We start from the raw sequence: 26,303 nt of genomic DNA, 5'->3' as shown, positions 1-26,303 counted from the left end.
GTCGTCGCTCACCACCGGGAACCAATGGCGCGAGCGCGGCGAGGACGACCAGCGCTGCGATTCGTTCGGCGGTCACGCCGCGAGGTGGCTTCGTGTCGGTATAAAAAGTTCAGGTGAGGAGGGCGATTCGTTGTTCAGAACTCGTCGGCGAGATACGCGCCGAGGTACCCACCCAGCGCGCTCAGTCCGACCGTGTAGAGCATGGCGAACATGCCCAAGAGAAAGAGGAGCGCCACGAATCCGCCGGGCATGTACCCGAAGGAGATGATGCTCATGACGAACAGCCCCACGACCGCCATGGGAATTGCGGCGATGGCACCGGAGATGGCACCGACTCGAAGTCCCTCGTCGGGCGTCGTCCGCCCCAGATAGGCGGCGACGCCCCCGCCGAGGACGGGCGAAAACGGGACGAAGGACACGACGAGAGTTACGACGGCGCCGATGAGCGCGTGGATGAGGTTATTGTTGTCTGTCATATGTTGTAGTGGGTAGCGACAACGGCGGTCGGTGGCGATTCAACCCAAGAAGACGTCCACGATGTCGCTGCCGCGGTTGCGGACGTCTTTGTACAGTTCGGAGTAACCGCAGTTGGAGCAGGAGACCACGGTGAAGCTCTTCGTTTGGATGTCGAACATCTTGCTGAGTCCGCCGCCGGTGGTCGAGATGGAGTCCGTGGTTACTTCCGTGTGACCGCATTTCGGGCAGCCGGAGGTATCGCGTATATCCGGGTCCATACAGCGACGTGTCTATTTCGTGGGAATAAATACTTCGTGGTCGATACGTCAACGAAGCTTATTACGATTCGCTTTCTATCGAACAGTATGGCTACAAACCGTTCCGCATACGGACGGAAATCCCAGTCCGCCCCGCTCGGTATCAAGATAATCTGCGTCCTCGGTGCGCTCGGTGCGCTCGGAAGCCTCCTTCGCGGTCTCGGGGTGCTGTTTTCGTCCCCCATCGGCCTCATCGTCGGTGCCATCGTCATCGTCTTCGCAGTCGCCAAACTCGCCGTCGTCTGGGGTCTGTGGACGCTCAAGCCGTGGGCCTGGACGCTCACGATAATCGTGTACGGGTTGAGCCTGCTGATGGACGTGTTCCGATTCTTCACGGGGCATCTCGCCGCCTTCTTCGGCATCGTCGTCGGCGGGTTACTGTTGGCCTACGTCTACAGCAAGCGCGATTATTACAAATAATTCGTTGAAGTCACGCCCGATTCACGTTTTTCCGCGTCCCGTATTTCGACGATTCGACGCGCTCTTTCACTCCGAGCAGCATCTTGCGCTCCATGACGAAGTGGGCGGGTTCCCAGAACAGGACGTCGGCCGCTCTCCCGGCGATGTCTTGTTTTCCGTGCGAGCGCATTCGAGCGACGAACCGCGTCGTCTCGTCGTCGAGCGGACGGAGGACGAACGCCCACGTCCACCGCGGCGATTCACCCGGCGGTTGGAGCACTATCGCCCGTTCGGGGTCGAGCACCGCGACTTCGGGGGCGGACTCGGGCGTCTGCACCGAGTAGTCCTCGGGCGCGAGGCGGACGGTATCCCCGACTTCGAGGTCCTGATGTGCCGGGAGGATTCGGTCGGCGTTGTGGATGTCCGCGCCGACGAGGTTTTCCAGCCAGTCGTAACTGTAGAACCCGCCGCGCCCCTGCCCGATTTGGACGAGCCACGGCCACACCTCCTCGACGGGGGCGTCGATGGTGACGGCGTGAGTGACCTCGGACTCGGGGTCCCGAAGCAAACCGTCACCGGGGAGGGAACCGTTCGATTCCTCGTCGGTCGCACCCCAGCGGAGGTGCCACGGTCGGACGGCGAACCAGTAGATCAGCGCGGCGATTGCGATGAGCGGTGCCACCAGTCGGCGTCGCTCGTACGTCGACGACATGTCACCGGTGACGACGGAGAGAAGCGTAACAGTTTGGGCTGGCTGGGTTGGCGAGCGCTCAGTCGAGGTCGTCCGCGAGGTCGGCGGCGATGCCCGTGTAGCCGGTGGGCGTCAGTGCGTGCAGTTCCTCGCGCACGTCCTCGTCCACGTCGAGTTCGTCGAAGAGGTCTCGGAAGTCGTCGAGCGTGACGCGCTTCCCGCGGGTGAGCGCCTTGACGCGTTCGTAGGCGTCGCCGTGGCCTTCGCGCCGGAGGATGGTTTGGACCGCTTCGCCGATGATTTCGGGCGTGGATTCGAGTTCCTCGCGCATGATCTCCTCGTTGGGGACGACTTTTCCGAGACCATCTTGGGCTTTGGTGTAACCGAGCAAGCAGTAGGCGAACGCCGACCCGATGTTCCGCTTGACGGTCGAATCGGAGAGGTCGCGCTGGAGTCGGGAGGTGGTGATGTAGTCGCCGAGGAACGTGAGGTCGGAGTTGGCCTTCGAGAGGTTGCCCTCCGAGTTCTCGAAGTCGATGGGGTTGACCTTGTGGGGCATGGTGGAACTGCCGGTTTCGCTCTCGGTGGTGAGTTGCCCGAGGTAGCGGTCGCTGACGTAGAGCCAGATGTCCCGGTCCATGTCGAGGAGAATCGTGTTGGCCCGACGGAGCGCGTCGAACAGTTCCGCGAGGTCGTCACACGGGTTGACCTGCGTGGCGAGTGCGGTGTGGGAGAGACCGAGGTCCGTCACGAACTCGCGGGAAAAGGCCCTCCAATCGACGTCGGGGTACGCCGCGACGTGGGCCGCGTAGGTGCCGCTCGCGCCCGCGAGCTTGCCCGAGAGCGATTCGGCGGCGCGTTCGATTTCCCCGACCGCTCGTCCGACGCGCGCGGCGTAGACGGCCATCTCCTTGCCGAACGTCGTCGGCGTGGCCGGTTGACCGTGGGTTCGGGCGAGCATCGGCACGTCGCGGTACTCGTGGGCCATATCGGCCAACTCGTCGCGGACGGCGGCGAGTTCGGGGAGCAGAACCTCCTCGACGGCGGGTTTGGCGAGCAGGCGGTGGGCGAGGTTGTTCACGTCCTCGCTCGTCAGCGCGAAGTGAATCCACGACCCGAGGTCCAAATCGTCGGGGAGCGAGCGGCGGACGAAGTATTCGACCGCCTTCACGTCGTGGTTCGTCGCGGGGTAGTCCTCGTAGCCCTCGGTTTCGAGGGCCTTGACGATTTCAGCGTCCTCCGCGTCGAACTCCTCGTAGACGGCACGGAGTTCGTCGCGGTCGTCCGCCGCGATGTCGAAGGGCGTCACGTCGAGGTCGGACAGCGCGATGAGGTACTCTATTTCGACTCGCACGCGAGCACGCATGAGCGCGGCCTCGCTCGCGTAGTCGCGGAGCGGCGCGGTTCGACCGGCGTAGCGTCCGTCTATCGGCGAGACGGCGTAAAGGGAATCCATACCTGTGCCTGCCGTTCGGTTCGGCAAAAGCGTGTCGGTCCGATGACGCACAAGTATGCATACAAAACGGAAAAATAACCGTGCGACTCCGAAATATATCCACGAAGTTGTATAGAATCCGCCGCTCGACCGCAACTACTTTGGCCCCGCCGGTCGGTCTCTCTCGTATGACAGGGATTGCGGGTATGGCCGGGAACCGTGGTCGAAACCTCATGCACATCGCGGACCTCGCGCCGGGCGGGGCGGAACTGGCGGTCGTCCTCACCAACAGCGCGGACGCGCCGGTGCTGGACGAAGCCGAAAAGCGCGGGATTCCCACGGAAGTCGTCGAACAGGGCGACGACGAATCGCGGCAGGAACACGAGCGCCGCGTCCTCGACGCGCTCGCGGACTACGAGTTCGACCTCGTGTGCCTCGACGGCTACATGCGAATCCTCACGGACGAGTTTTTGGACGACGCGCCGACGACGCTCAACATCCACCCGTCCTTGCTCCCGTCGTTCCCCGGCATGGACGCGTGGGGCGACGCGCTGGACGCGGGCGTGAGCACGACCGGATGCACGGTTCACGTCGTCACCGACGCGACGGACGACGCGGGCGAGGTTGACCACTCCAAGGTCGATTCCGGTCCCATCGTCACGCAGGAACCGGTTCCGGTGTACGACGGCGACGACGAGGAGTCGCTGAAGGAGCGCGTGCTCTACCAGGGCGAGTTCAAGGCGTACCCCCGCGCGGTGCGCTGGTTTGCGGAAGGCGACGCGGCGGTCGATTTCGACGCGAATGCGGTCCGCGTCGAGGCGGATGCGGACGACGCGCTTCCCGCCCGGAAGGTCGAAACGTTCGACCGCGCCGCCAGCCTCCGATACGGGGAGAACCCGCATCAGGACGCCGCGCTCTACGCCGACGCGACGTGCGAGGAGGCCAGCGTGGTCCACGCGGAGCAGTTGAACGAGGGCGCGAAGGCGCTGTCGTACAACAACTACAACGACGCCGACGGCGCGCTGAACCTCATCAAGGAGTTCGACCGCCCCGCCGCCGCGGTCATCAAGCACACGAATCCCGCTGGCTGTGCCGTCGCCGACTCGCTCGCCGAGGCCTACGAGCGCGCCCTCTCGACGGACGCGAAGAGCGCGTTCGGCGGCATCGTCGCCCTCAACCGCGAGTGCGACGACGCCACCGCGACCCAAATCGTGGACTCGTTCAAGGAAGTCGTCGTCGCGCCGGGCTACACCGACGACGCGCTGGCGACGCTGTGCGAGAAGAAGAACCTCCGCGTGCTCGACGTCTCCGAACTCGGTGAAATCACCGAGACCCACACCGAGAAGGACCTCGTGGGAGGCCGACTCGTCCAGGAGCGCGACATGCAGGACCCGACCCGCGAGGACCTCGACGTCGTGACCGAGCGCGAACCGACCGACGAGCAACTCGACTCCCTGCTCTTCGCGTGGCAGACCATCAAACACGTCAAGTCCAACGCCATCCTGTTCGCCACGGGCACCGAGACGGTCGGCGTCGGCGCGGGACAGGTCAGCCGCGTGGACGCGGTGCAGATTGCAAAGATGAAGGCCGACCGCGATGCTGAAGGCAAGGACGCCGACGGCGCGGTCATGGCGAGCGACGCCTTCTTCCCGTTCCCGGACGCCATCGAGGAGGCCGCCGAAGCGGGTATCGAGGCCGTCATCCAACCCGGCGGGTCGGTGAACGACGACGACGTTATCGAGGCCGCGAACGAGCACGACATGGCGATGGTGTTCACCGGGAGTCGGTGCTTCCGGCACGATTGAGCGAAGCGATTGAGTGCCGGAAGCCAGCGAGACGCAGCGCCCGGAGGGCGACCGTCTCGCGCGGTTTCCGCTACGACCGAACGGAGTGAGGGAGTGGCGGATTCTCTCCATAGCGTAATCCAACGCAGATTCTTGAAACGAATCCCATCCAAGAGCTGTCCGAAGGGCGACCGTCTCGCGCGGTTTCCGGCATGACGAGCGAAGCGAGGAATGTCGGAAGCACGTCAGAGCACGCTCTGACGGTGTTTTCGTCACGAGCGAACGGTGTGAGCGAGTGACGAACATTTGCGATAGCTCACTCACCAAATTTTCCGAGACGAGTCATACCAAAAGCACGCCAGCGCTTGCGAACGACTTTGCTCGACGTTCGAACGGCGGGTCGTCCGTATCGCGAGAAAACTTATGGGTACTGTCGTCAACCGCCTAATATGAAACTCGAAGCCGAACACGGCGTCTACCTCGTCCTCGCGGCCGTCGTCTGCGTTTTCTTCGTCCTGTTCGCTTTCATGGGACCAGTCGGGTGGATTCTCGACGTTCTCCTCGTCCTCGCGGTCATCAAACTGGCCGATTGGAGCGGGCTGTTTCCGGGAACGGCGGAACGACCGCCGAAACGGAACTGTCCCGAGTGCGGCGCTCGAAACGCCGCGGACGCCGGTTCGTGCGGGTATTGCGGCGAACCGCTGGCCGACGCCTGAATTCGACGGGCGAAAAAGGAAGTCGTGGTCGGGTTCACAGGGATTCAACGAACTCCCGGAGTCGGCGGTTGAACCGCTCGGGTTCTTCCACCGTGATGCAGTGGCCGCTCTCCTCGAACAGTTCGAACTCGGCGTTCGGGAGGCGGTCCGCGACGTCCCGGACGGCCGCGACGGTTCGCCACTTTTCGTCGGCACCGGCGCAGACGAGCGTCGGGGTCTCGATGTCGGGGAGAACGTCGCGGTAGTCGCGCATCGTGTAATCGAACAGAATCGCGCTCTTGATGGGCGGCGGCGTGCGCGATACCTCGTCGAAGACCAGCGCCCTCGTTTCGGGGGACGGCGGCTCCGCGAACGCCGCTTCGACGAGTCCCTCGATGAACGCGGCGTGGTCGGTTTGGACGAATTCGAGCGTCTCCGTGAGCCGTGCCAAGTCGCTTCTCCCGTGGTCGTAGTAGTCCCACTGGAACGCCGACGCGGACATGTCCACGTCCACGAAGCCCCGAACTCGGTCGGTCCCGAACTGGCCGACGTACTCCCACGCGACCAGCGCGCCCATCGACCACCCGACGAGAACCGCGTCGTCGAAGTCCCGCCGGTCGAGGAAGGCGTCCAGGTCGCTGGCGTACTGGGCCACCGTGTGCCCGGTTTCCGTCTTCTCGGAGCGGCCGTGCCCCCGGTAATCGAGCGCGACGGTCCGGTAGTCGTCCGAGAGGTCCCCCAGTTGGTGCGTAAAGAACCGAACACCGGTCATCACGCCGGGGAGGAAGACGAGCGGGGTTCCCGAGCCCTCGTCTTCGAAATACAGGTCGGCTCCGTTGCACTGTTCGTACGGCATGGCGGGTGGAGTACGCCGCGAACGGGCAAAAACACCGCCGTCGAACTCGTCGCGGCGGACCCTCGCCACCCCGCTCGTGGGCGGCGGAAGGTGAGTTAAAGTGGTCCCCGAACAAAGCTTCACGCGATGAGCGCGCTCTCCAGCACGAAGGTCAAGACGCTGTTCGCGGGGTTCGTGTTCTCGCTCGTCCTCCTCGTCGGAATCGCCGTCGTCGGCGTGTTCGGAACCCTCGCCGCCCTCGGGGGGTCGGCGTACGCGAACACGCCGCTCGTCTTCGCGGTGTTCAACGCCGCGTTCCCGTACGTCGTGGCGTTCCTGCTGGACGCCGTACTCGCCACCGTGCTGTTCGTCTGGATGGTTTCGAGCGCGGTACGGCAGGCTTCGATGCCCCGAAGCGAACGGCTCGCCGGACTCGCTCGAATCGCCGAACGACTGTCCCCGGAGGCCCGCGACGTCGGACTCTCGGAACGCCTCGAACCGACGAAAGAGGACCGGATGGACGAGCTGAAAGAGCGATACGTCGCGGACGAAATCGACGAGGACGAGTTCGAACGGCGGATGATGCGGCTGATGGGCGAGAACGAGCACGGGGGTCGCGCTTCGGCCCGACGGAGCTACGAGCGGACGAAGCGCGAGTTCGAACGCGAGTTCTGACCGGTCGGCGCGCCGACGGGTTCGACGCCCTCCGACTCCGACAATCTAAAGCGCACGGCTTCTGTCCTCACAGACATGGACTACCACGAGGCGGCGAACTTTCTTTTCGACTTGCGGCGGTTCCGTCCGAAGCCGGGGACGGACTCCACCGCGGACCTCCTCGCGCACCTCGACGACCCGCACGACGGGGTTCGATTCGTGCAGGTCGCGGGGTCGAACGGCAAGGGCAGCACGGCTCGGATGACGGAGCAAGTCCTCCGCGAAGCGGGACTGTCGGTCGGCCTGTACACGTCGCCGCACTTCGACGACGTTCGTGAGCGAATCACCGTCGATGGGCGTAAAATCACCGAGGCGGCGATGGTCGAGTACGTCGAAGCCGTCTCGGAGTACGTGACCGAACGGGCGACTCACGGCAACTCGCCGACGTTCTTCGAGGGGATGACCGCGCTGGCGCTCTGGTACTTCGGGCGCGAGGACGTGGACGTCGCCGTCCTCGAAGTCGGCATCGGCGGGCGGTACGACGCGACGAGCGTCGTGGACCCCGTCGCCTCGGCGGTCACCAGCGTCACGCTCGAACACACGGGCATCATCGGCGAGACGGTGGAGGAAATCGCCACGGACAAGGCACACGTCGCGCCAGAGGACGCCCCGCTCGTCACCGGCGCGACGGGGGACGCCCTCGACGCGGTTCGAAAACAGGCGGGCGACGTGCTCGTCGTCGGCGACGGCGAGGACAGCGACGTGCGGGCGACCTACGAAGGACGGACGAATCACACCGAGGCGGCCATCTCGCTGTCGGGTCCGGACTGGAACCTCGAAACATCGATTCCGCTGCTCGGCGAGTATCAAGCCCAAAATGCGGGTATCGCCGCGGTGCTCGCCCGGCAGGTCGCCGACGTGACCGACACCGAACTCGCCCGCGGGCTTCGAAAGGGGTTCTGGCCCGGCCGGTTCGAAGTGATGGGGACGGACCCGCTCGTCGCGCTCGACGGGGCGCACAACCCCGGTGCGTGTGCCGCCCTCGCCGACACCATCGCGGAGTTCGACTACGACGACCTCCACTTCGTTTTCGGCGCGATGCACGACAAGGACGTCGAAGGGATGGCGAACGCGCTCCCGACGCCAGATCACGTCGTCGCCACCCACGCGAACATTGACCGTGCGGAGGACGAGGCGGTCATCGCGCGGGTGTTCGAGGACAGCGGCGTGGAGCACGTCGAACGAATTCGCTCGGTCGAGAGCGCGCTCGAGAGCGCGCTCGCGGCGGCCGACGAGGACGATTTCGTCCTCGTCGTCGGGTCGCTGTTCGCCGTGGCGGAGGCGCGGACCCGCTGGACGCGGGCCGAAATTCCGAAGCAAATCGCCGACATGGACGACGCGCGCGAGGCGTTGGAAACCAGCCACGTGACACACACCGAGAACGTCAGAATTCGCGGAAAAGCGGTTCATCGCGTCGTCAAAACCCGCGTTCAGACCCGGCAGGCACGGCGCATCAAAGAGGAGATGCTCGCCCTCGGCGGCGAGTGTGCGCGCTCCGGGCTCAAAGACCGGGACGACGAGAACATCGATGTGCTGTTGATGGGCACGCTGACCCAGTACAAACGGCTCGCGGAGGCGCTCGACGACGGACCATACGGCCTGTCGCTCTTCGCCGACGACATCCGGGAGACGCTCGGCATCCGGCGGTCGGATTCCGACGGGGACGGAGACGGCCGCGACCACGGCTTCCCGTGGGAGGGTCGAACCGCCGTGATGGGGATCCTCAACGTGACGCCGGACAGCTTCCACGACGGCGGCCAGTACGAGGCACACGAGGACGCCATCGACCGCGCCGAGCGGATGGTCGAGGCGGGCGCGGACGTCATCGACATCGGCGGCGAGAGCACGCGTCCCGGCGCGGAGGAAGTATCGAACGAAGAGGAAATAGAACGCATCGTCCCCGTCATCGAGCGAATCAGCGACCTCGACGCCATGATTTCCGTCGATACTCGCAAGGCCGACGTCGCCCGCGCCGCGCTGGAAGCGGGCGCGGACATCCTGAACGACGTGTCCGGGTTGGAAGACCCCGAAATGCGATTCGTCGCCGCGGAGTACGACGCGCCGTTGGTCGTCATGCACAGCCTCGACGCGCCGGTGGTTCCGGAGCACACGGTGGAGTACGACGACGTAGTCGAGGACGTCATCGCGGAACTGGAAGAGCGCGTCCTGCTCGCCGAGAAGGCCGGACTCGACCGGAGCAAGATAATCGTCGACCCCGGACTCGGCTTCGGCAAGGCACCCGCGGAGAGTTTCGAACTCCTCGGTCGGACGGGCGAACTGCACGCCCTCGACTGTCCCGTCCTCATCGGACATTCGCACAAATCCATGTTCGAACCCATCGCGGACGAGGACCGAACGGCCGCGACGGTCGCCGGGACGACCATCGCGGCCGAACGCGGGGCGGACATCGTTCGAGTGCACGACGTGCCGGAGAACGTCGCCGCCGTCCGCGCCGTCGAGGCGGCCAACGCGGACCGCGAGGAGTAGCCGCCGCCGCTATCCCGCGCTCGCCTCTCCCCCGTCGAACGGTTTCAACTGCTCGGCCTCGGTGAACGCGTAGCGACCGACGAGCAGGGTGCTCGCCATGCTCGTCAGTCCCCCGGCGGCGAACAGCATCGCCATGATGACGAACTGGTACTCGGCGGCGTAGATGGGGTTCGCGCCCGCCAGAATCATCCCGGACATCATGCCGGGGATGTAGACGAGTCCGAGGCTCTTCAGCGACTCCACCATCGGAATCAACGACGCCCGCACGCTCGTCGTCACGTACTCGGAGACGACGGTCTCCGGGGCGACGCCCAGCGCGAGGACGGCCTCGATTTCCGCGCGGTTCGATTCTATCTCCCCCTTGAACCGGTCCAGCGCGAGCGAGTTGGTTTTCATGGCGTTCGCGATGACCATCCCGCCGACCGGAATCAGGTTCCGAACGGTCGCCTCTATCGCGCCCGCGGCGACCATCGTGACGATGACGAGTCCCGACCCGAACGCGATGCCGACGAGCGAGACCCGGAAGACGCCGGGAACGTCCTCGCCGCGGTCCTTCGAAATCCACGCGGCGATTCCCATCATCGCCACGAGCACCAGCCCGCTCCACGCGAGGCTCACCGAGAAGAGCACGCCGATGACCGACCCCATCGCTATCACCTGCACGAACCCGCGGACGAACGACTCCCCGAGTTCCGTTTCGAGGTCGAGGTTTCGGACCGCCGAGACGACGAGGACGACCAGCGCCAACGCCGACGCGACGGCGACCTGTCCGAGTCCCCGGAGCACGTCCGGGTTTCCGAACTGGTCGAAAAAGCTCACGCCATCACCTCCGACACCGGTCCGACCGATTCGAGCCGTCCGTCTTCGAGCAGCGCCACGCTGTCCGCCAGCCGACGCGCTTGCGACTCGTCGTGGGTGACGAGGACCGTCGTCAGGTCGGTTTCGCGGACGAGTCCTTCGAGGAGCGCTTCGACCCGTTCCTCGGACGACGAATCGAGGCTCGACGTCGGTTCGTCGAGCAGGAGCACCTCGGGTTCGGTGACGAGCGTCCGGGCGATGGCGACGCGCTGTGCCTCGCCGCCCGACAGGTCCGCGACGTCCCGGTCGGCGTAGCCGTCGAGGTTCATCCGTCCCAGCAATTCTTCGACGGTTCCGTCCGCGACCGTCTTACCGCGAAGCCGCGGGCCGATGGTCACGTTCTCGAAGACCGTCCCGTCCCGGAGCGCGGGCGACTGGGGGACGATGCCGATTCGGCGACGGACTTCCCGGGGCGGAAGGTCGCGGTAATCCGTCCCGTCGAGAAACACGGTTCCGTCGGTCGGTTCGTCGAGCCGGTTGAGGAGCCGAAGGAGCGAAGACTTGCCCGACCCGGATGGACCGAGCACCGCGAGTACGTCCCCCTCGGACACCGAGATGGAAACGCCATCGACGATTCGGTCCCCGCCGACGACTCGCGTGAGTCGTTCGGTTTCGAGTTTGGTCGCCATGCGTTGTCCGCCGGTACGGGTGGCGTCGGTTTGAATTCTCCTCCGGAGGGTATCGATGCCCGATATACCCATCGTCACCGCTCCGACTCCAACAGTAGTCGGTAGTACGGGTTTCGTTCACTCTGTAGACCGTCATCGACGGAGCGCGGTGTCCATCGCCCGTATCGACGGCCTCTCGGGATGCGAATGACCGCGATTGCTCTCAAAAGAATCCGAACGAATCCTGCACGTCGCGGTAGCAGTCGAGGTACCGTTCCAGCACGGGGTCGTGGTCGTAGCGCTCGAACTCCTCGTTTTCAGTCATCCGCGGGAGGTCGGCGGCCGACCGAAGCGCGTCGGTGAGTTCCTGCTCGCTCGTCGTTCGGAAGGTGCGTTCTTCCTGCTCGACTAGTTCGTGGGCGCTCGATTCGACGTGATACTCGACGACGCCCGCACAGCCACACGCCAGCGCGCGCAACAGGTCCGTCGGGAACGCCTCGCGCCGCGCGGTCTGGACGTAGACGTGCGCGCCGCGAAACACCGGAATCCGTTTCTCGACCGGCTGTGCCCCCGTGAACTCCACGCGGTCGTCGATACGGAGGTCCGAGGCCTGTCGCTCGTACCCCTCGCGTTCGGGGCCGTCGCCGATGATGACGGCGTGCCAGCCCTTATCGCGGAGTTCCGCCAGTGCCAGAAAGAGACTCTCGACGTTAGCGTCCTCGTCGAGGCGGCGCGAATAGACGATGTTGGCACCGTCGATGACCTGCGCGTCCCGGATGGCGTCCATGTCGATGCTGTTCGGAATCACCCGCACGTCGCCGCCGTCCGCGCCCAACTCCCGGACGCGGGTCCGTATCGTCTCGGACGGCGTGATAACTTCGTCCGGTGCCCGCGCCGCCATCCGGAGCGACTTCGAGGTGCTCTCGATTTCGGACGGCGACTCGTACCAGTCCACGACGAGCGGTGCGCGCGCGAGTTTACTCGCCGTCTTCGCCGCGAGGACGTGCTTCGGAACCGCGGCCGCGTGGATTACGTCGGGTTTCGAACGGCGGAGCGCGCCGGGGAGCGAGAGCGCGAAGCGCCGCGACGGACTCTGGCCCGGCGGGTCGGTCGTCACCGCGTGATACACCACCCCGTCCTGTTCGAACGTTTCGTGGTCGCCGTCCCACCACTGGGCACAGAAAACCGTGACGTCGTGGCCGCGATTCGCGAGCAGTTCTGCGAGACGTCTAAGTCGGCGGGTTCTCCCCGTGTCATCGTGTTGAGCCGTCACTTCTGCGACGAACGCGACGCGCATACTCCTCGCCACGAAACGAGAAAGTAAAAGTCTTCTTTCATCTGCGCGCCGATAGTGAAAATCCCCTGAACGGTCGCCGAGGATTCACAAGAACCGGCCGTCGTCGCCGAACTCCACGGCGAGGTCCGGGGTCGCGCCCTGAAACCGCTGCTGCCAACAGTGACGGTCGTAGAAGTGCGCCGTGGCTGTCATGCCGAACGCGACGAGGACGAACGTCGCGAGTTGGAACCCCGAAGCGGGGACGAGTTCGAACCATCCGAGCCCGAGCAACAGCGCGCCGACCGCCGAGAGCGCGACGTACAGTTTGTGCCACGGAACCGTCGTCTGGGAGTCCGTCGCGAGATACAACTCGAAATCCCGTGCGCCGTCGGTAAACGACACCTGCTTCGAATCCCGGTCGTAGCTGACGATACCGATGTTCTCCAACTTCGGAAGATGGGTCTGATACAGCGCGCTGTACACCGATTTTCGCTGTTCCGGAGACACCTCCTCCCGAGAAATATTGTTCTCCCACGCCGCTATCTGTTCGGCGAGTTCTCCCAACTCGACGGAACCGCGCTGCCGGTTGAGCGAGTAGAGAACGTAGCGCCTGCGTAGGTTCTTCACCGCGTCGTACACCTCCTGTTCTGAGAACGCCCGCGACCGTGCCCGGTCAGTGCGCTCCCGTGTCTGTGTCGTATTCATTCCTCCCACCCTGTCGGTGCGTAGACGCCGAGATACCGCATAAATCAGCGACTCCGTTTACCCCGTATCGCTCGATGTCCCGATTTCGTAAACAGTTTATCGACTGACAAACGTGCGGCCGAACCCACCACCGACGGCCGGACGCCGAACGATGCGGTTTCCGCGCTGCCAGCGACTCAATCGGCTGTTACTCGCTCGTTGGCGCGAACAAATCCGACCATTCCCGCACGGCGGCCGCGCGGCGAATCGAGGCTTTTCGTCGGGTCGTCGTTACGACATCGACGCACTCACGCGGCCGATTCGCCGCGGCAGGGTTCCGTCGTCATGTTCGCCGCGGTCGGGCGTTGCTTCGTCAGCATCGGCGTCGCGCGTTCGTCGTCGTACACCGTGACGTAGGTTATCGTGGTTCCGCTGCCCTGCACCGGCACGGCGATGCGCGTGGTCCCGTTCAGCGGGCCGTACTCGAAGTAGGACGTCGCAACGCCGTCCGGCGCGTACCACGTCGTTCCGATGCCGACGCGCTCGGCCGCGCCGTGAATCACGACCGTCGAGTTGTTGACGAACTCGACCTGAACCGTCTCGTTCGACGTCTCCGTTCCCGACCGCTCGTCGTGTGTCCCCACTCCGTCGTGCGTCGTCGTTTTCGCTCGTTGCTCGTGTGTCATCGTCCCCGTCCGGTGGCCGTCGGTTGGGTGTCCGTGCGTCGTGGCGACGACGCCACCGCTTCCGACGATACACAGGCAGGCGATAGCGACCGCGAGGACGCGTCGTTTCTCGGTTTGCATGGCATCCGCGCCTCTCACGCAGGGGTTTTTGTTATATACCGGCTACTCTATGGAAACGACAACTTTACCCCTCGAACGCCGCCATTACCGTTCTTCAGAATCGGAGGTAGGCTTCTGTAGACTCGTGATTTCGACCATTATGTCGGGAAGCTCATCGTTCGAAAGGCGGAACGTCCACGACCGGTCGAAATCGATTCCGTTCCGCGCGCTCGTTTCGAGCAGTTTTCCGAGTTCGTCCTCGAACTCGTCCACCGAGAGCAGTTCCGGTTCACCCTCCACGGTGTTAGCACCCGGTGCCGTCGGCGGTAAATCGTCGATTACCGTCGAACACTTGGATCGTTCCGGTCGTATCGATCCGCACCGTGCACCCGTGAAACGGGAACTGGACCTGTCCTATCTCCCCGATATCGTCTATATCGAACGAGCTAAAGAGGGATTCGAGCGCATCGCAGTCGAGCGTCTCTTGGAGTGGCGGCATCTCCTCCATCGGCGTCCCAGTAACCTCCGAAACGGCTGCGCTGACAGCAACGACGACACTATCGGTTTCAGTGTTATCGAATGAGAATTCCCGTATCAAATCGGAGTCACTATGAGAATTTTGAGATGTCGTATCCATACTATATCACGAAACGTACTACAAATCAAGCTATCGGTCGTCCAAAGTCTGTGCCTTTGTATCTCCGTTCTTTAAGTACGATGAGATGTATTTTATCTTTTCATTATATATCGTTCACTAACGTCGGGTGTTATCGACGACCAAAGCTCTATCCCGTCAGCGGGAAAACCCACCGACGATGACATCCTACGATTTCGAACGCTATCTGAACGTTCGAAGCGCGTACGGCGCGTCGTTCGACCCGACGGGGGAGCGTCTGAGCTTCCTGTTGAACACGACCGGCGTCCCGCAGGTGTGGCAGTTGGACGGTCCCCGCGCGTGGCCCCAGCAATCGACGTTCTACGACGAGCGGGTGACGTTCGTCTCGTGGTCACCCGAGCGCGACGAACTCGCCTTCGGGATGGACGAGGGCGGGAACGAACGCCAGCAACTGTTCCGCCTCGACGGCGACGGCGAAACCATCACCCCCCTTACGGCGATGCCCGACGCGAAACACAGATGGGGCGGCTGGAACTCCGACGGGTCGCAGTTCGCGTTCGCGTCGAACCGGCGTGACAACGCCGTCTTCGACGTGTACGTGCAGGACCGCACCGGGACCGGGGACGATGCCGAGATGGTGTACGAGGGCGACGGGTGGCTCTCGCTCGCCGGATGGGGTCCCGACGACGACCGCCTCGTCGTGGTCGAATCCCACTCCTCGTTCGACCGGGACCTGTACGTCCTCGACATCGAATCCGGCGACATCGAACACGTCACGCCGCACGAGGGGAACGTCCGGTATCAGGGCATCAACTGGGGGCCGGACGGCGACGCGCTCTACCTCGTCACCGACGAGGGGGCGGACACGATGTATCTCGCCCGCCTCGACCTCGACACCTACGATATCGAACTCGTCGAGGAGGGCGGGAGCTGGAACGTTGACGGCTGTGCGCTGGACGAGGACACCGGTCGGCTCGTCTACTCGCGCAACGAGGACGGGTACACGGAACTCACCGTCGGCGAGTTGACCGGCGAGACGACCATCCGCGAGTTCCCGACGCCCAACCTGCCGCACGGTATCGCGGGGGGCGTCAGTTTCGGCCCCGACGCGGAGCGATTCGCCATCTCAGTCACCGGCAGCGCGAGCGCGACCAACGTCTACGTCGTCGAGACGAAAACGGGCGAGGCGGAGCGCTGGACAGACGCATCGACGGCGGGGCTTCCGACCGACTCGTTCGTCCGCCCGAAACTCGTCCACTTCGAGAGCTTCGACGGCCGTTCGATTCCCGCGTTCTTCTCCGTGCCCGAGGACGCGAGCGCGGGCGAAACGCCCGTCATCGTGGACATCCACGGCGGCCCGGAGAGCCAGCGTCGTCCGTCGTTCAACCCGGTCAAACAGTACTTCCTGAACCGCGGGTACGCCTACTTCGAGCCGAACGTCCGCGGTTCGTCGGGCTACGGCACGGCGTACACCCATCTGGACGACGTGGAAAAGCGGATGGATTCGGTCGCCGACGTCGAGGCCGGTGTCGAGTGGTTACACGACCAGCGCGCCGTGGACCCCGACCGAATCGTCGCCATGGGCGGCTCCTACGGCGGGTTCATGGTCCTCGCGGCGCTGACGGAGTACCCCGACCTGTGGGCCGCCGGGGTGGACGTCGTGGGCATCGCCAACTTCGTCACGTTCCTCGAAAACACGGGCGACTGGCGGCGCGAACTCCGCGAGGCCGAGTACGGTTCGCTCGAAGACGACCGCGAGTTCTTGGAGTCCATCAGTCCCATCAACAACATCCACGAAATCGAAGCGCCGCTGCTCGTCCTCCACGGGGAGAACGACCCGCGCGTCCCCGTGGGCGAGGCCGAGCAGATAGCCGAGGAAGCCGCCGAACAGGGCGTCCCGGTCGAAAAACTCGTCTTCCCCGACGAGGGCCACGGCTTCTCGAAACTGGAGAACCGCATCGAGGCGTACACGAAGACGGCCGAGTTCTTGGAGCAGTACGTCTAAGCGCGGTCGGATAGCCGGTCACAACTCCTTTTCGTACACGAACTCCGCCACGCCGAGCGCCGCGTCTTCTCGCTCCTCGATGCGCTCGAAGCCGCGGGACTCGTAGAATCCCACGCCGACCTCGTTGTCGGCGAGGACGGTCAATCGAAGTCGGTCGGCGTTCCGGTCTTCCAACCGCCGTTCGGTGCGGACGAGCAAGCGGGTTCCCAGCCCCGCCCCCCACTCGTCCGAAACGACGTAGATGCGCACGAGTTCGAAGATACTCTTCTCTTCCTCCTCCTCGGCGTCGGGCGCGACGTGGACGAACCCGACGAGTCGGTCGCGTTCGGCGACGAAGAACTCGTGGCTCGGTCGTCGCGCGCTCTCCCGGAGTCGGTCGGGGTCGTACCAGCGGTCGATGGTGTCGTCCACGGTCTCCGCGCCGATGATGTCGTCGTAGGCAGCGTGCCACGATTCGCGGGCGACGCGCCGAATACCGGCGGCGTCGGCGGGTCGCGCTGGACGGATTGCGGGCGATGTCATTCGAGAGTGACGAACGCCGCGATGCAAAGTCCTTTCGCGCCACTGTCGCGTGATACCATTGAACACGTTGGTAGCTGTCAATCAGGAGAAAACTTTTGTGCACGGCATCGAAAGTCCCGCCATGGCCGCCATCGAAACGAAGTCCCTCACCAAGCGATTCGGCGATGTCGTCGCGGTTCGAAACCTCGACTTGACGGTCGAGGAGGGCGAAATATTCGGCTTCCTCGGTCCCAACGGGGCGGGGAAATCCACCACCATCAACATGCTGTTGGATTTCATGCGCCCCAGCGACGGAACGGCGACGGTCCTCGGCTACGACGCACAGGACGAATCCCGAACCATCCGCGACCGAATCGGCATCCTCCCCGACGGGTATCGGCTCTACGACCGACTGACGGCGCGCGAACACCTCGAATTCGCCATCGACGCGAAGGACGCGACCAACGACCCCGCGGTGCTCATCGACCGCGTTGGGCTGTCACAGGAGGACGCCGACCGGAAGGTGGGCGGTTACTCGAAAGGGATGACACAGCGCCTCGCGTTGGCCGCCGCGCTGGTCGGCGACCCCGACCTCCTGATACTCGACGAACCCTCCTCGGGACTGGACCCCCACGGCATCGCGGAGATGCGCGAACTCCTCCGCGAGGAGGCCGACCGCGGCACGGCCGTGTTCTTCTCCAGCCACATCCTCTCCGAGGTCGATGCGGTCTGTGACCGCGTTGGAATCATGAACGACGGCGAACTCGTCGCACAGAACACCGTCGAGCGACTTCGGGAGCTGACCGGTTCCCGCTCGCAACTCCTCCTCTCCGTCGAGCGCGTGCCGACGGGCCTCGACCTAACCGCCATCGACGGCGTGTCCGAGGTGTCCGTCGAGGAATCCATGCTCCGCGTGTCGTTTTCCGACCCCGTGACGAAACCGCAGGTCGTCAAGCGCGTGGACGCCGCGACGACCGTCACCGACATCAAATCCGAGGAAGCCTCGCTCGAAGAGCTGTTTACCACCTACACGACGGGCGACGAACCCGAGGACGAACCCGATGCTCGTATGGAGGTCACCGCATGAGTTGGGTGTCGGTGGCGAGAAAGGATTTCATCGACTCCCGGCGCTCGAAGGGGCTGTGGGCGCTCATCGGCCTGTACGTCGCGCTGCTCGCCCTCACGGTGTACGTTGCACCCTCTGACGTCAGCATGACGAACGTGCTTCGACTCCTCGCGCTCGTCGGCATCTTCATCATCCCCATCAGTGCGCTTATCATCGCCTATCTCGCCATCGCGGGCGAACGCGAGTCCGGGAGCATCAAGTTCCTCCTCGGTCTCCCGAACACGCGCCTCGACCTCGTTATCGGGAAGTTCGTCGGTCGGTCGGCCGTCGTCGCCGTCGGTCTCGCGTTAGCGTTCGTCATCGCGGCCGTCGAAGGGTCGATTCTCCTCGCATCGGTCGATATCGCGATTCTCGCGCAGTTTTTCCTCCTGTTCCTCTTCTTCGCCGTGACGTACATCGCCATCGCGGTCGGCCTCTCGGCGGCGTGCGCGTCACGGTCGCGGGCGATGGCCAGTTCGGTCGGCGTCTTCTTCGTGTTCAACGTCCTCTGGACGGTCCCGGCGATTTCGCCGTCGCGGGCGCTTCGGTTCATCGCCGACGACACGCTCGGCGTGCACCTCTCAGCACAGATTTACGAGTTCGTCTACCTCGTCAGCCCGCCGTACGCGTTCCAACGCGCCGCGGACCTCGTGTTCACCGACCAGCAACTCTACTACTTCCGCGTCATCGGCCAGAACGCGACGGTGCCGTTCTTCCTGGAGAAGTGGTTCATGCTGGTCATCCTCGCCGCGTGGCTCGTCGTCCCGCTCGTCCTCGGCTACTGGCGGTTCGAGCGCGCAGACCTCGGTTGACCTATTATGGCATGACATATCGTGGCAGCATACTTTTAACTACCCTAAGGAATATATGGGCGTTATGGCCGCCATACAAACGACTGGTCTCACCAAGCGGTTCGGTGACGTGGTCGCGGTCCGTGATCTCAACCTCCAAGTGAACGAGGGAGAAGTTTTCGGCTTCCTCGGTCCCAACGGATGCGGGAAATCGACCACCATCAACATGCTGATGGACTACATCCGCCCGACCGACGGGACGGCGACGGTCCTCGGCTACGACGCACAGAACGAGACGCAGGCGATCCACGAGCGGATCGGTATTCTCCCCGACGCGACCGACCTCTACGGTCGGCTCTCGGGGCGAAAGCACATCCAGTTCGCCATCGACTCCAAGGGCACGAACGAGGACGCGGACGAAATCCTCGAACGCGTCGGCCTCTCGGCGGACGACGCGTCGCGCTCGGCGGGCGGCTACTCGAAAGGGATGCGCCAGCGCCTCGTCCTCGGCATGGCGCTGGTCGGCGACCCCGACCTCCTGATACTCGACGAACCGTCCAGCGGGCTCGACCCGCACGGTGTCCGCGAGATGCGCCAAATCATCCAGCGGGAGGCCGACCGCGGTACGGCCGTGTTCTTCTCCAGCCACATCCTCAGTCAGGTCGAGGCGGTCTGTGACCGCGTGGCCATCATGAACAAGGGCCAACTCGTCACCGTCGATACCATCGACGGCCTTCGGGATGCGGTCGGAACCGGTGCCACGATGGTGCTGACGGTCGATACCGTCCCGAACGTCGAATTGACGAGCGTCGAGGGCGTCTCGGACATGTCCATCGACGGAAACGAAATTCACGTCACGTACTCCGACGCGAGTTCCAAGGCGAAGGTCATCAACGCCGTCGAGCAGGCGGGCGCGACCGTCGCCGACATCAGGACGAAGGAGTCCTCGCTCGAAGACCTCTTCGAGGCCTACACGACCGGTTCTCAAGGTCAGCGGATCGAATCGGAGGCCCAAGCATGAGCTGGGCCGTCGTCGCGCGCAAGGATTTCGAGGACGCCGCGCGCTCGAAGATGCTGTGGGGTATCACGGTGCTGTTCGTGCTCGCAACCGCGGGGACGATGTTCGCCGTCGGCTCGTTGACCGACGACTTCACCGCGAAACAGGCCATCGGTTTCCTCAGTTCCCCCGCGACGCTCCTCGTTCCCCTTGCGGCGCTCGTCGTCGCGTACCTCGCCATCGCCGGTGAGCGCGAATCGGGAAGCATCAAGCTGTTGCTCGGCCTGCCGCACACCCGTCGAGACGTGCTGCTCGGCAAACTCGTCGGCCGCTCCCTCGTCGTCGGGGTCGCGACCGTCATCGCGTTCATCGCCGGGGCAATCGTCCTCGCGGTTCAGTACGGCTCGTTCCCCGTGTCGGACTTCCTCGTGCAGGGAGTCACGACGTTCATCTTCGGAATGGTGTTCGTGGGAATCGCTATCGGCTTCTCCGCGATGGCGTCCACCCGCTCGCGCGCGATGGCGGGCGCTATCGGCCTGTTCTTCCTCTTCGAACTCATCTGGGACATCGTTCCGTTCGGCGTCTACTATTTGATCGAGGGCGGAATGCCGAACGTGGCGGACGGACTCCCGCCGTGGTACTTCCTCCTGCAAATCATCAACCCAACGAACGCCTACAGCGTCGCGGCGAACTTCCTGTCCAACCCGAACGGTGCGAGTCCGTACGCACAACTCGTCAACGGGACCGTCCCCTTCTACCTCGAAGGTTGGTTCGCGCTCGCGTTGCTCGCGTTCTGGTTGGTCGTTCCCGTCGCGCTCGGCTACTGGCAGTTCGAACGGGCGGACATCAGCTAAACCCGCATCAGAATCGATTTTTTCGCGCCTTGCGTCTCTTACGTCTGTTCGGGAGCGACTCTGCTGTCGGTCAGTTCCTTGTCCAACTCCGCGTCGTCCATCCCGTCGAGCGTCGTCGAAAGCGACCGTTTCAAGCGCCGTATCTCCGATACGAGCGTCTGGTACTCCTCGTGTCGGGCCAGTTCGGTCTCGGCGATTCGCGCTTCGAGGGTCGCACGCTTCGACGACAGCACGAGGAGCTGTTGAACGTCAGTCGAGTACGTCGCCCGGCGGCGGAGGCTCTCTACGACGTCGTACAGCTCGTCCGGTTCGGTAATCGGCTTGACGACGTAGGCGTCGTATCCCAGCTCGAGTACGTCGAAATCCGGCTCGACCGCCGTCACCATTCCGACTCGACAGTCGATGTTCCTGGCTCGAATCGCCTCTAAAACGTCGTCGCCGCTCGTCTCGGGCATGTCCCTATCGAGGAGGACGATATCGGGCGAATCGTCGAGCATCGCTATCGCTTCCGCGCCACTGTAGGCGGTTCGAACGTCGTACTCGTCTTCGAGCCAGCGGGTAAACAGGTCGGCAATCGGCTGTTCGTCATCGACGACGAGTATTTGGTACTCACTCATTCGTAGTCTCCGGGTCGCTGGACGGGCTGATTCCAACGTAGGGTGGGCGACGTCGGTTTCCGGGCTTCATCGCTCCGACCGGTTTCCCACACAGCCACCGTCGGCACCCGTGGGTCGGGTCGTGAGCGTCGTATCAGTACAACACTCGGTAACCGCTGACCGAACGATTTCGTCTCGCATCGTCGGCCTTATTTCCGAACGTCCAATCACATGGAAACGATGTGGCGCGAAGTAGTTGAGGCCACATGTTTCCCACGAAACACACTTAAGTGCATTGCTGATTCAACGTCTATCCATTCATCGGACGGAGTAGTCCGGCGATGAGATTCGCATATCCGCGTCGAAGACGACCACCGACGGCCTGTGGAGAGATACCCAGTTCGTCGGCTAACTCTTCACGCGTGATTCCACGCGGTTGTTCGAAGTATCCTCCCTCGTAGGCAGTGATGAGCGTTTCCCGCTGTGCGGGCGTGACACCCGCGGAGTTGTGAACCGCTCGTTCCTGCATGGAGTACACTCGTTCGACCTCTATCGGAATTCCTTCGTGTTGACAGAACGTCTGGAACGAGGACATCCCTTCTTGTGCCGGGAATCGGAGATGAAACGTCCAGTCGTCCGCCGTCCCACTCGCTTCCACGATAGTCGCGTTGGCTTCTTCGACTCCGTGGACGAGGTTCGTGATATCGTCGTTCCACTGTGCGTGGAACAACGTATTATCAGTCAGCGTGTCGATCCTCGTGAGCGCGTTGACCGCCGGTTCGGCGCGTGCCGCCGCTTCGAACCGACAGGTATCGCCACCGCGTGCCCAGAAGAAGGGAAATCTAGACATCCCAACCGGGACGACGCGTTCGAGTTCGATTTGCACCTCCGGTGCCGCCTGCAACGCGCGGCCGAGTGCAAACTCGTCGGCGGATATCGAAATCTCAACGATGGAACTCATCTGTTTTCGATACCACCACGCGAAATCAGTTACGCGAAGGTAATCAATGTTGTTGCCAACTCCGATCAAAACGGGTACCACGTAATCGGTGACGGTTACAAAAACGCGGCCGATACGTTCTCGAAACGCTACCAATATTCCCGACATATCTCGTCAGGCTCCCACTCGTATCGATTCTGTGATGCCCGCAAACGGTTCGGAAATTGATGCCCCATCCGTTCGGAATCCACTTCGAACTATTCAGATAACTTTCGTCGTCTCCGCCGCCTCGTACGCGGCGGCCCGACTCATCCCGTTTCCGAGGATGGTGTATCGGTCGCGTATCTCGTGGGCCGTCGTGAGCGCTTCGACCACCGTCTCCGCGTCGATGCCGAGTTCGTCGGCCGTCGTCGGCGCGCCGATGGTCGCGAGGGCGTCGCGGATACCGCGCCAGTCGCCGCCGTGGAGGTACTCCGTGATTATGGACCCGACGCCGACCTGATGGCCGTGCAGCGCCGCCCCCGGCGCGATGCGGTCGAGTTGGTGCGAGAACAGGTGTTCCGCTCCGCTGGCCGGACGCGAGGAGTCGGCGATGCTCATCGCCACGCCCGAGGAGACCAGCGCCTTCACCACGACCCACGAGGACTCCTCCAGTCCGGGCCGAATGGTGTCGGCGTTGTCCACCAGCATCTCGGCCGTCATCTCCGCCAGCGTCGCGGCGTACTCGTGGAACTCCACGTTCTGGAGCCGCTGTGCCAGCCGCCAGTCCTCGACCGCCGTGTAGTTGCTGATGATGTCGGCACACCCCGCGGTCGTGAGTTCCCACGGCGCGTCGGCGATGATCTCCGTGTCCGCCACGACCGCCAGCGGCGGTTCGGCGGCCACGCTGTGGCGCGTGTCCTCCTCCGGGACCGATCCCCGCCCGCTGACGATGCCGTCGTGGCTCGCGGCCGTCGGAACCGAGACGAAGCCCCGCCCGATTTCGTCGCTCGCCATCTTGGCGATGTCGATGGCCTTTCCGCCGCCCACGCCCACGAGATAGCCCGGATTCACTTCGTTCGCCACGTCGATGACCCGCTGGACGGACTCGAAACTCGCCTCCTCGATGACGACGGTTTCGACGCCCCATCCCGCGTCCTCGAACTGGTCCGCGACGCGCTGTCCCGCCACCTCGTTCGGCGTCGGACTCGTCACGAGCAGCGGTGTCCCGTGCAAGTGCAGTTCGTCGATGGCCGCCGTCGTCTCCGAGAGAACGCCATGGCCCACCACGACGTTCCGCGGCAGGCGAATCCACGAAGATTTCTCGAACATAGTGGTCTGTCTCTCCTACGCAGTCAAACAGTTTCCCCTCCTCCGACGACTTTGGGGACTTTGGTTACGAGGTGGATTCGATTTTGCTGGGCATGCGACGACTTCGACCGTTCTCGTCCGGTCGTTTCGTGATGTTCATTCTAACTCTTCGGCTACGACTATGAAGTCACGGAAAGCCCCCTCCCCCTACGAGAACACATTGCAGCTACTTCGACTGCAACTACCGAGAAGACTACCTCGAAAGCACCCGTCCGCTCGGCACGAATCCGCTCGGCACGAGTTGTTGTTACTTCTTCCGTGACTGCAAATACAGACGTCATTGAAACCGCACCGCAAACCGCATCAGCCACACCCTCCCCAGCCGATTCGCTTCGCTCATCCCTCGCACGCTTTATCGAGACGACTCGGACGATGGCTCGCGGCGGTGCCGCTCGCTTTCGAGGTTCCTTCGAAACCTCGCTGTCCTCGTCGCCTCGCCAGCGCGCGCCAGATTGAGAAGTCGGAGTGCACGAACGAGATGAAACGAAATCAGTCGCTGATTGTTCACCGTAACCGCCGAATACGTCTCAGATGGTGTCGAGCACGCCGAGCACGCGTTCTTCGTTCTCGCGGCCGGGGTCGTACTCGCTGCCGTCGCGGTCGCTTTCGAGGTGTTCCTCGACGGTTCGTTCCATCGCCACGTCGAGCGGCGTGGACTCCCAGCCGAGCGCGGCGAGTTTGTTCGTGTCGAGGACGTGCGGGTAGTCGCGGTAGAGGATGTAGTCGTCGGTGGAGAGGTCGGCCGTCGAGAGTTCGCGGTCGCTGGCGTGGACGAGTTCGACGTCGGTGTCGAGGGCGTCCGCGATGAGCGACAGCATCTCGTCCATCGTGACCAACCGCTCGTCGCCGACGTTGTAGGCCTCGCCGGGGTCGCCCTCCTCGGCGACGATGCGGAGCGCGCTCGCCACGTCCTCGGCGTAGGCGCGGTGCCAGACGTTCTGGCCGTCGCCGGGGACGACGAGGCGGTCGTGTTCGTTCACGCGGTCTATCCAGAAGTCCAGTCGCTCGGTGTAGTCGTAGGGTCCGTAGACGATGCACGGCCGGACGCTCATGGCGTTGACGCCCCGTTCCGCGGCCTCGAAGATGGCGCGGTCGCCCTCCGCCTTTCGCGGGCCGTAGGAGTCGTGGGAGTCGTCGGTGGCCTGTTCGTCCGTGCAGGCACAGAGTTCGGTGTCGTTCTCCCGCTTGGGAATCACTTCGTTGCCGTAAGCGCTTCCGCTGGAGATGTAGACGTAGCCGTCCACGTCGGCGAAGATTTCGGTGGCCGCCTGGACCTCGCGGGGTTTGTAGGCCACGCAGTCGATGACGATGTTCGGGTCCACCTCGTCGCGCGCCGCTTCGAGCGCACCGTCGTCCGTTCGGTCGCCCTCGAAGTGGCTCACGCCGTCCGCGTCGGCGAACGGGTTGTCGTGGTTCCCGCGGTTGAAGATGGTCACGTCGTAGCCGTTGTCGAGCAGGTCGGTCACGAGGTGGCGGCCGATGAATCGCGTCCCGCCGATGACGAGTGCCGTGTTCATGTCGGGTCGATTGCGTGGCGGGCGGAAAACGCTACCGAAGGCGGAGAAGTACGAGCGGCGCGTAACTCGTCGCACGATTTCCGTGATGGTGGGCTGTGAGGCGAAAAACTGGACGGTTGGTCGGGAACGACCCCGTTAAAAACGTCCGAACGGGAGGATAGAGCGCGACGATACGCAAAAATCGGACGTAATGACTGCAACTGAGGTGACAAGTAGGAAGCTGCGGCCGGTAGAATGTTTATTGTTCATCCCGGAGTATGCCAAGTATGCAAGTACGCGAAGCGCGAACCGAGGACATCGCTGGAATCCAAGACGTCGCCGCGGAGTCGCTTGCGGCTTCATACGCACACTTCTTGGACGAGGAGATAATCGAACACGCCATCGAGGAGTGGTACTCCGAGGAGAACTTGGAGAACGAGTTCCAAAGCCGGGGGACGCTGTACCTCGTCGCACTCGACGGGGGAGACGTGGCGGGATTCACGCAGAGCGAGGTGCTCCCCGACGTCCCCGAGGGGAACATCCTCTGGTTGCACGTCCACCCCGACTACCGGGGTGAGGGTGTCGGAACGACGCTCCTCGGGCAGACGAAGGAGAAACTCGAAGACAAAGAGGTCGAAACCCTCTCCGGACTCGTCCTCGCCGGAAACGAGGAGGGAAACCAGTTCTACCGAGACCACGGGTTCACCAAGGTTGGCGAGCGGACGGCCGAAATCGGCGACGAAACGTACACCGAGAACATCTACTCGGAGAGCGACGAGCCGATACTGGAAGCCCGCGAGTTCGACGGAGAAACCAGATACATCAACCGCTCGGAAACCAGTCGGGGGTCGAAAGCGCCGTTCTTCGCCGTGTTCAACGACAAGGCGGGTGAGGACCGTTACGGCTACTTCTGCTCGAACTGCGAGACGCTCGACAACGCGATGGACAGCATGGAGCGCATCGAGTGCAACGTGTGTGGCAACAAGCGGAAGGCGGCGCGGTGGGACTCGGCGTACCTCTGAAGATCA

Annotated in this window: 28 protein-coding genes; 11 read left to right on the top strand and 17 right to left on the bottom strand. The window is 63.6% G+C overall.

The annotated features are described in order from the left end of the window. Positions 1–134: 134 nt before the first annotated feature. Together OPC11_RS09980 and OPC11_RS09975 are read right to left on the bottom strand one after the other, a co-directional pair. A complete protein-coding gene (locus tag OPC11_RS09980; protein WP_264781784.1) occupies positions 135–476 on the bottom strand; it encodes a DUF5518 domain-containing protein in 342 nt (113 codons plus the stop codon). A gap of 39 nt (positions 477–515) precedes the next feature. Continuing rightward, a complete protein-coding gene (locus OPC11_RS09975) occupies positions 516–734 on the bottom strand; it encodes a zinc ribbon domain-containing protein (RefSeq protein WP_264781783.1) in 219 nt (72 codons plus the stop codon). An 87-nt stretch (positions 735–821) separates the two neighbouring features. Here OPC11_RS09975 and OPC11_RS09970 point away from each other — a divergent pair, with 87 nt between their 5' ends. Then, positions 822–1,193 carry a DUF2127 domain-containing protein gene (locus OPC11_RS09970; RefSeq protein ID WP_264781782.1) on the top strand — a complete coding sequence of 124 codons (372 nt, stop codon included), beginning with the start codon at positions 822–824 and terminating at the stop codon, positions 1,191–1,193. A 10-nt stretch (positions 1,194–1,203) separates the two neighbouring features. Here the strand turns inward: OPC11_RS09970 and OPC11_RS09965 are convergent, their stop codons facing one another. Next, positions 1,204–1,884, bottom strand: a complete 681-nt coding sequence (locus tag OPC11_RS09965) for a hypothetical protein (protein ID WP_264781781.1) — start codon at positions 1,882–1,884, stop codon at positions 1,204–1,206. 58 nt (positions 1,885–1,942) lie between these two features. Continuing rightward, entirely contained in the window at positions 1,943–3,319 is a 1,377-nt protein-coding gene (gene purB / locus OPC11_RS09960) for an adenylosuccinate lyase (RefSeq protein WP_264781780.1), read from the bottom strand. Between the two features lie 167 nt (positions 3,320–3,486). On the opposite strand from purB, the gene purH reads away from it, so the two are divergent. Further along, the gene (gene purH / locus OPC11_RS09955) at positions 3,487–5,103 is read left to right on the top strand and encodes a bifunctional phosphoribosylaminoimidazolecarboxamide formyltransferase/IMP cyclohydrolase (RefSeq protein ID WP_264781779.1); all 1,617 of its coding nucleotides are present in this window, start codon (positions 3,487–3,489) and stop codon (positions 5,101–5,103) included. A gap of 428 nt (positions 5,104–5,531) precedes the next feature. Beyond that, a complete protein-coding gene (locus OPC11_RS09950) occupies positions 5,532–5,798 on the top strand; it encodes a zinc ribbon domain-containing protein (protein WP_264781778.1) in 267 nt (88 codons plus the stop codon). 34 nt (positions 5,799–5,832) lie between these two features. On the opposite strand, the gene OPC11_RS09945 is transcribed toward OPC11_RS09950, so the two are convergent. Then, entirely contained in the window at positions 5,833–6,633 is an 801-nt protein-coding gene (locus OPC11_RS09945; RefSeq protein WP_264781777.1) for an alpha/beta hydrolase, read from the bottom strand. 126 nt (positions 6,634–6,759) lie between these two features. On the opposite strand from OPC11_RS09945, the gene OPC11_RS09940 reads away from it, so the two are divergent. Continuing rightward, positions 6,760–7,287 (top strand): SHOCT domain-containing protein, encoded by a 528-nt coding sequence (locus tag OPC11_RS09940; RefSeq protein WP_264781776.1) that lies wholly within the window; start codon positions 6,760–6,762, stop codon positions 7,285–7,287. Positions 7,288–7,362: 75 nt separating this feature from the next. After that, the gene (folP, locus tag OPC11_RS09935; protein WP_264781775.1) at positions 7,363–9,813 is read left to right on the top strand and encodes a dihydropteroate synthase; all 2,451 of its coding nucleotides are present in this window, start codon (positions 7,363–7,365) and stop codon (positions 9,811–9,813) included. Between the two features lie 9 nt (positions 9,814–9,822). Here folP and fetB read toward each other — a convergent pair whose 3' ends face one another. From fetB to OPC11_RS09900, 7 genes are all read right to left on the bottom strand, one after another. Beyond that, a complete protein-coding gene (gene fetB / locus OPC11_RS09930) occupies positions 9,823–10,632 on the bottom strand; it encodes an iron export ABC transporter permease subunit FetB (RefSeq protein WP_264781774.1) in 810 nt (269 codons plus the stop codon). Next, the gene (locus OPC11_RS09925; protein ID WP_264781773.1) at positions 10,629–11,300 is read right to left on the bottom strand and encodes an ATP-binding cassette domain-containing protein; all 672 of its coding nucleotides are present in this window, start codon (positions 11,298–11,300) and stop codon (positions 10,629–10,631) included. The genes fetB and OPC11_RS09925 overlap by 4 nt, the downstream gene beginning before the upstream one ends. Before the next feature lie 202 nt (positions 11,301–11,502). Next, positions 11,503–12,576 (bottom strand): glycosyltransferase family 4 protein, encoded by a 1,074-nt coding sequence (locus OPC11_RS09920; RefSeq protein ID WP_264781772.1) that lies wholly within the window; start codon positions 12,574–12,576, stop codon positions 11,503–11,505. 84 nt (positions 12,577–12,660) lie between these two features. Then, positions 12,661–13,260 (bottom strand): hypothetical protein, encoded by a 600-nt coding sequence (locus tag OPC11_RS09915; protein WP_007979435.1) that lies wholly within the window; start codon positions 13,258–13,260, stop codon positions 12,661–12,663. 287 nt (positions 13,261–13,547) lie between these two features. Beyond that, on the bottom strand, positions 13,548–14,045 hold the full coding sequence (locus tag OPC11_RS09910) for a hypothetical protein (RefSeq protein WP_007979433.1): 498 nt from the start codon (positions 14,043–14,045) through the stop codon (positions 13,548–13,550). An 84-nt stretch (positions 14,046–14,129) separates the two neighbouring features. Beyond that, complete coding sequence (locus OPC11_RS09905; protein ID WP_264781771.1) at positions 14,130–14,324, bottom strand: hypothetical protein; 195 nt, start codon at positions 14,322–14,324, stop codon at positions 14,130–14,132. A gap of 4 nt (positions 14,325–14,328) precedes the next feature. Beyond that, positions 14,329–14,661 (bottom strand): HalOD1 output domain-containing protein, encoded by a 333-nt coding sequence (locus tag OPC11_RS09900; RefSeq protein WP_007979429.1) that lies wholly within the window; start codon positions 14,659–14,661, stop codon positions 14,329–14,331. A gap of 178 nt (positions 14,662–14,839) precedes the next feature. Between OPC11_RS09900 and OPC11_RS09895 the strand changes: the two genes are divergently transcribed. Continuing rightward, positions 14,840–16,645, top strand: coding sequence for a S9 family peptidase (locus tag OPC11_RS09895; RefSeq protein WP_264781770.1), 1,806 nt, complete (start codon positions 14,840–14,842; stop codon positions 16,643–16,645). An 18-nt stretch (positions 16,646–16,663) separates the two neighbouring features. Here the strand turns inward: OPC11_RS09895 and OPC11_RS09890 are convergent, their stop codons facing one another. Next, a complete protein-coding gene (locus OPC11_RS09890) occupies positions 16,664–17,167 on the bottom strand; it encodes a GNAT family N-acetyltransferase (protein WP_264781769.1) in 504 nt (167 codons plus the stop codon). A 121-nt stretch (positions 17,168–17,288) separates the two neighbouring features. Between OPC11_RS09890 and OPC11_RS09885 the strand changes: the two genes are divergently transcribed. The 4 genes from OPC11_RS09885 (at position 17,289) to OPC11_RS09870 (ending at position 20,893) form a co-directional block, all read left to right on the top strand. Further along, a complete protein-coding gene (locus OPC11_RS09885) occupies positions 17,289–18,233 on the top strand; it encodes an ABC transporter ATP-binding protein (protein WP_007979421.1) in 945 nt (314 codons plus the stop codon). Next, positions 18,230–19,063 carry an ABC transporter permease subunit gene (locus OPC11_RS09880; protein ID WP_007979419.1) on the top strand — a complete coding sequence of 278 codons (834 nt, stop codon included), beginning with the start codon at positions 18,230–18,232 and terminating at the stop codon, positions 19,061–19,063. Before OPC11_RS09885 ends, OPC11_RS09880 begins: the two co-directional genes overlap by 4 nt. A gap of 64 nt (positions 19,064–19,127) precedes the next feature. Next, on the top strand, positions 19,128–20,063 hold the full coding sequence (locus OPC11_RS09875) for an ABC transporter ATP-binding protein (protein ID WP_026177854.1): 936 nt from the start codon (positions 19,128–19,130) through the stop codon (positions 20,061–20,063). After that, on the top strand, positions 20,060–20,893 hold the full coding sequence (locus tag OPC11_RS09870) for an ABC transporter permease (protein WP_007979414.1): 834 nt from the start codon (positions 20,060–20,062) through the stop codon (positions 20,891–20,893). The genes OPC11_RS09875 and OPC11_RS09870 overlap by 4 nt, the downstream gene beginning before the upstream one ends. Positions 20,894–20,931: 38 nt before the next feature. Here OPC11_RS09870 and OPC11_RS09865 read toward each other — a convergent pair whose 3' ends face one another. From OPC11_RS09865 to OPC11_RS09850, 4 genes are all read right to left on the bottom strand, one after another. After that, on the bottom strand, positions 20,932–21,510 hold the full coding sequence (locus OPC11_RS09865; protein WP_264781768.1) for a response regulator: 579 nt from the start codon (positions 21,508–21,510) through the stop codon (positions 20,932–20,934). 289 nt (positions 21,511–21,799) lie between these two features. Further along, positions 21,800–22,450, bottom strand: a complete 651-nt coding sequence (locus OPC11_RS09860) for a helix-turn-helix domain-containing protein (RefSeq protein WP_232423804.1) — start codon at positions 22,448–22,450, stop codon at positions 21,800–21,802. Positions 22,451–22,690: 240 nt separating this feature from the next. Then, positions 22,691–23,740, bottom strand: a complete 1,050-nt coding sequence (locus OPC11_RS09855; RefSeq protein ID WP_007979407.1) for an NAD(P)-dependent glycerol-1-phosphate dehydrogenase — start codon at positions 23,738–23,740, stop codon at positions 22,691–22,693. A gap of 566 nt (positions 23,741–24,306) precedes the next feature. After that, complete coding sequence (locus OPC11_RS09850; RefSeq protein ID WP_264781767.1) at positions 24,307–25,296, bottom strand: NAD-dependent epimerase/dehydratase family protein; 990 nt, start codon at positions 25,294–25,296, stop codon at positions 24,307–24,309. Between the two features lie 266 nt (positions 25,297–25,562). Here OPC11_RS09850 and OPC11_RS09845 point away from each other — a divergent pair, with 266 nt between their 5' ends. Continuing rightward, positions 25,563–26,297, top strand: a complete 735-nt coding sequence (locus OPC11_RS09845) for a GNAT family N-acetyltransferase (RefSeq protein ID WP_264781766.1) — start codon at positions 25,563–25,565, stop codon at positions 26,295–26,297. The last annotated feature ends 6 nt before the right edge of the window (positions 26,298–26,303 follow it).

Origin of the sequence: Haladaptatus sp. T7, from assembly GCF_026008575.1 — an archaeon.
Taxonomy (GTDB): domain Archaea; phylum Halobacteriota; class Halobacteria; order Halobacteriales; family Haladaptataceae; genus Haladaptatus; species Haladaptatus paucihalophilus.
The sequence above is the reverse complement of the archived record's forward strand: the minus strand, read 5'-3'. Positions and strand labels throughout refer to the sequence as shown.

Coding starts and splice junctions, on each gene's coding strand:
- OPC11_RS09920 (WP_264781772.1), bottom strand. CDS start 12,576: ATGCGCGTCGCGTTCGTCGCAGAAGTGACGGCTCAACACGATGACACG.
- OPC11_RS09970 (WP_264781782.1), top strand. CDS start 822: ATGGCTACAAACCGTTCCGCATACGGACGGAAATCCCAGTCCGCCCCG.
- OPC11_RS09940 (WP_264781776.1), top strand. CDS start 6,760: ATGAGCGCGCTCTCCAGCACGAAGGTCAAGACGCTGTTCGCGGGGTTC.
- OPC11_RS09945 (WP_264781777.1), bottom strand. CDS start 6,633: ATGCCGTACGAACAGTGCAACGGAGCCGACCTGTATTTCGAAGACGAG.
- purH (WP_264781779.1), top strand. CDS start 3,487: ATGACAGGGATTGCGGGTATGGCCGGGAACCGTGGTCGAAACCTCATG.
- purB (WP_264781780.1), bottom strand. CDS start 3,319: ATGGATTCCCTTTACGCCGTCTCGCCGATAGACGGACGCTACGCCGGT.
- OPC11_RS09850 (WP_264781767.1), bottom strand. CDS start 25,296: ATGAACACGGCACTCGTCATCGGCGGGACGCGATTCATCGGCCGCCAC.
- OPC11_RS09870 (WP_007979414.1), top strand. CDS start 20,060: ATGAGCTGGGCCGTCGTCGCGCGCAAGGATTTCGAGGACGCCGCGCGC.
- OPC11_RS09910 (WP_007979433.1), bottom strand. CDS start 14,045: ATGCAAACCGAGAAACGACGCGTCCTCGCGGTCGCTATCGCCTGCCTG.
- OPC11_RS09845 (WP_264781766.1), top strand. CDS start 25,563: ATGCAAGTACGCGAAGCGCGAACCGAGGACATCGCTGGAATCCAAGAC.
- OPC11_RS09855 (WP_007979407.1), bottom strand. CDS start 23,740: ATGTTCGAGAAATCTTCGTGGATTCGCCTGCCGCGGAACGTCGTGGTG.
- OPC11_RS09895 (WP_264781770.1), top strand. CDS start 14,840: ATGACATCCTACGATTTCGAACGCTATCTGAACGTTCGAAGCGCGTAC.
- OPC11_RS09900 (WP_007979429.1), bottom strand. CDS start 14,661: ATGGATACGACATCTCAAAATTCTCATAGTGACTCCGATTTGATACGG.
- OPC11_RS09980 (WP_264781784.1), bottom strand. CDS start 476: ATGACAGACAACAATAACCTCATCCACGCGCTCATCGGCGCCGTCGTA.
- OPC11_RS09965 (WP_264781781.1), bottom strand. CDS start 1,884: ATGTCGTCGACGTACGAGCGACGCCGACTGGTGGCACCGCTCATCGCA.
- OPC11_RS09925 (WP_264781773.1), bottom strand. CDS start 11,300: ATGGCGACCAAACTCGAAACCGAACGACTCACGCGAGTCGTCGGCGGG.
- OPC11_RS09975 (WP_264781783.1), bottom strand. CDS start 734: ATGGACCCGGATATACGCGATACCTCCGGCTGCCCGAAATGCGGTCAC.
- OPC11_RS09875 (WP_026177854.1), top strand. CDS start 19,128: ATGGCCGCCATACAAACGACTGGTCTCACCAAGCGGTTCGGTGACGTG.
- OPC11_RS09950 (WP_264781778.1), top strand. CDS start 5,532: ATGAAACTCGAAGCCGAACACGGCGTCTACCTCGTCCTCGCGGCCGTC.
- OPC11_RS09865 (WP_264781768.1), bottom strand. CDS start 21,510: ATGAGTGAGTACCAAATACTCGTCGTCGATGACGAACAGCCGATTGCC.
- OPC11_RS09890 (WP_264781769.1), bottom strand. CDS start 17,167: ATGACATCGCCCGCAATCCGTCCAGCGCGACCCGCCGACGCCGCCGGT.
- OPC11_RS09915 (WP_007979435.1), bottom strand. CDS start 13,260: ATGAATACGACACAGACACGGGAGCGCACTGACCGGGCACGGTCGCGG.
- OPC11_RS09885 (WP_007979421.1), top strand. CDS start 17,289: ATGGCCGCCATCGAAACGAAGTCCCTCACCAAGCGATTCGGCGATGTC.
- OPC11_RS09860 (WP_232423804.1), bottom strand. CDS start 22,450: ATGAGTTCCATCGTTGAGATTTCGATATCCGCCGACGAGTTTGCACTC.
- folP (WP_264781775.1), top strand. CDS start 7,363: ATGGACTACCACGAGGCGGCGAACTTTCTTTTCGACTTGCGGCGGTTC.
- OPC11_RS09880 (WP_007979419.1), top strand. CDS start 18,230: ATGAGTTGGGTGTCGGTGGCGAGAAAGGATTTCATCGACTCCCGGCGC.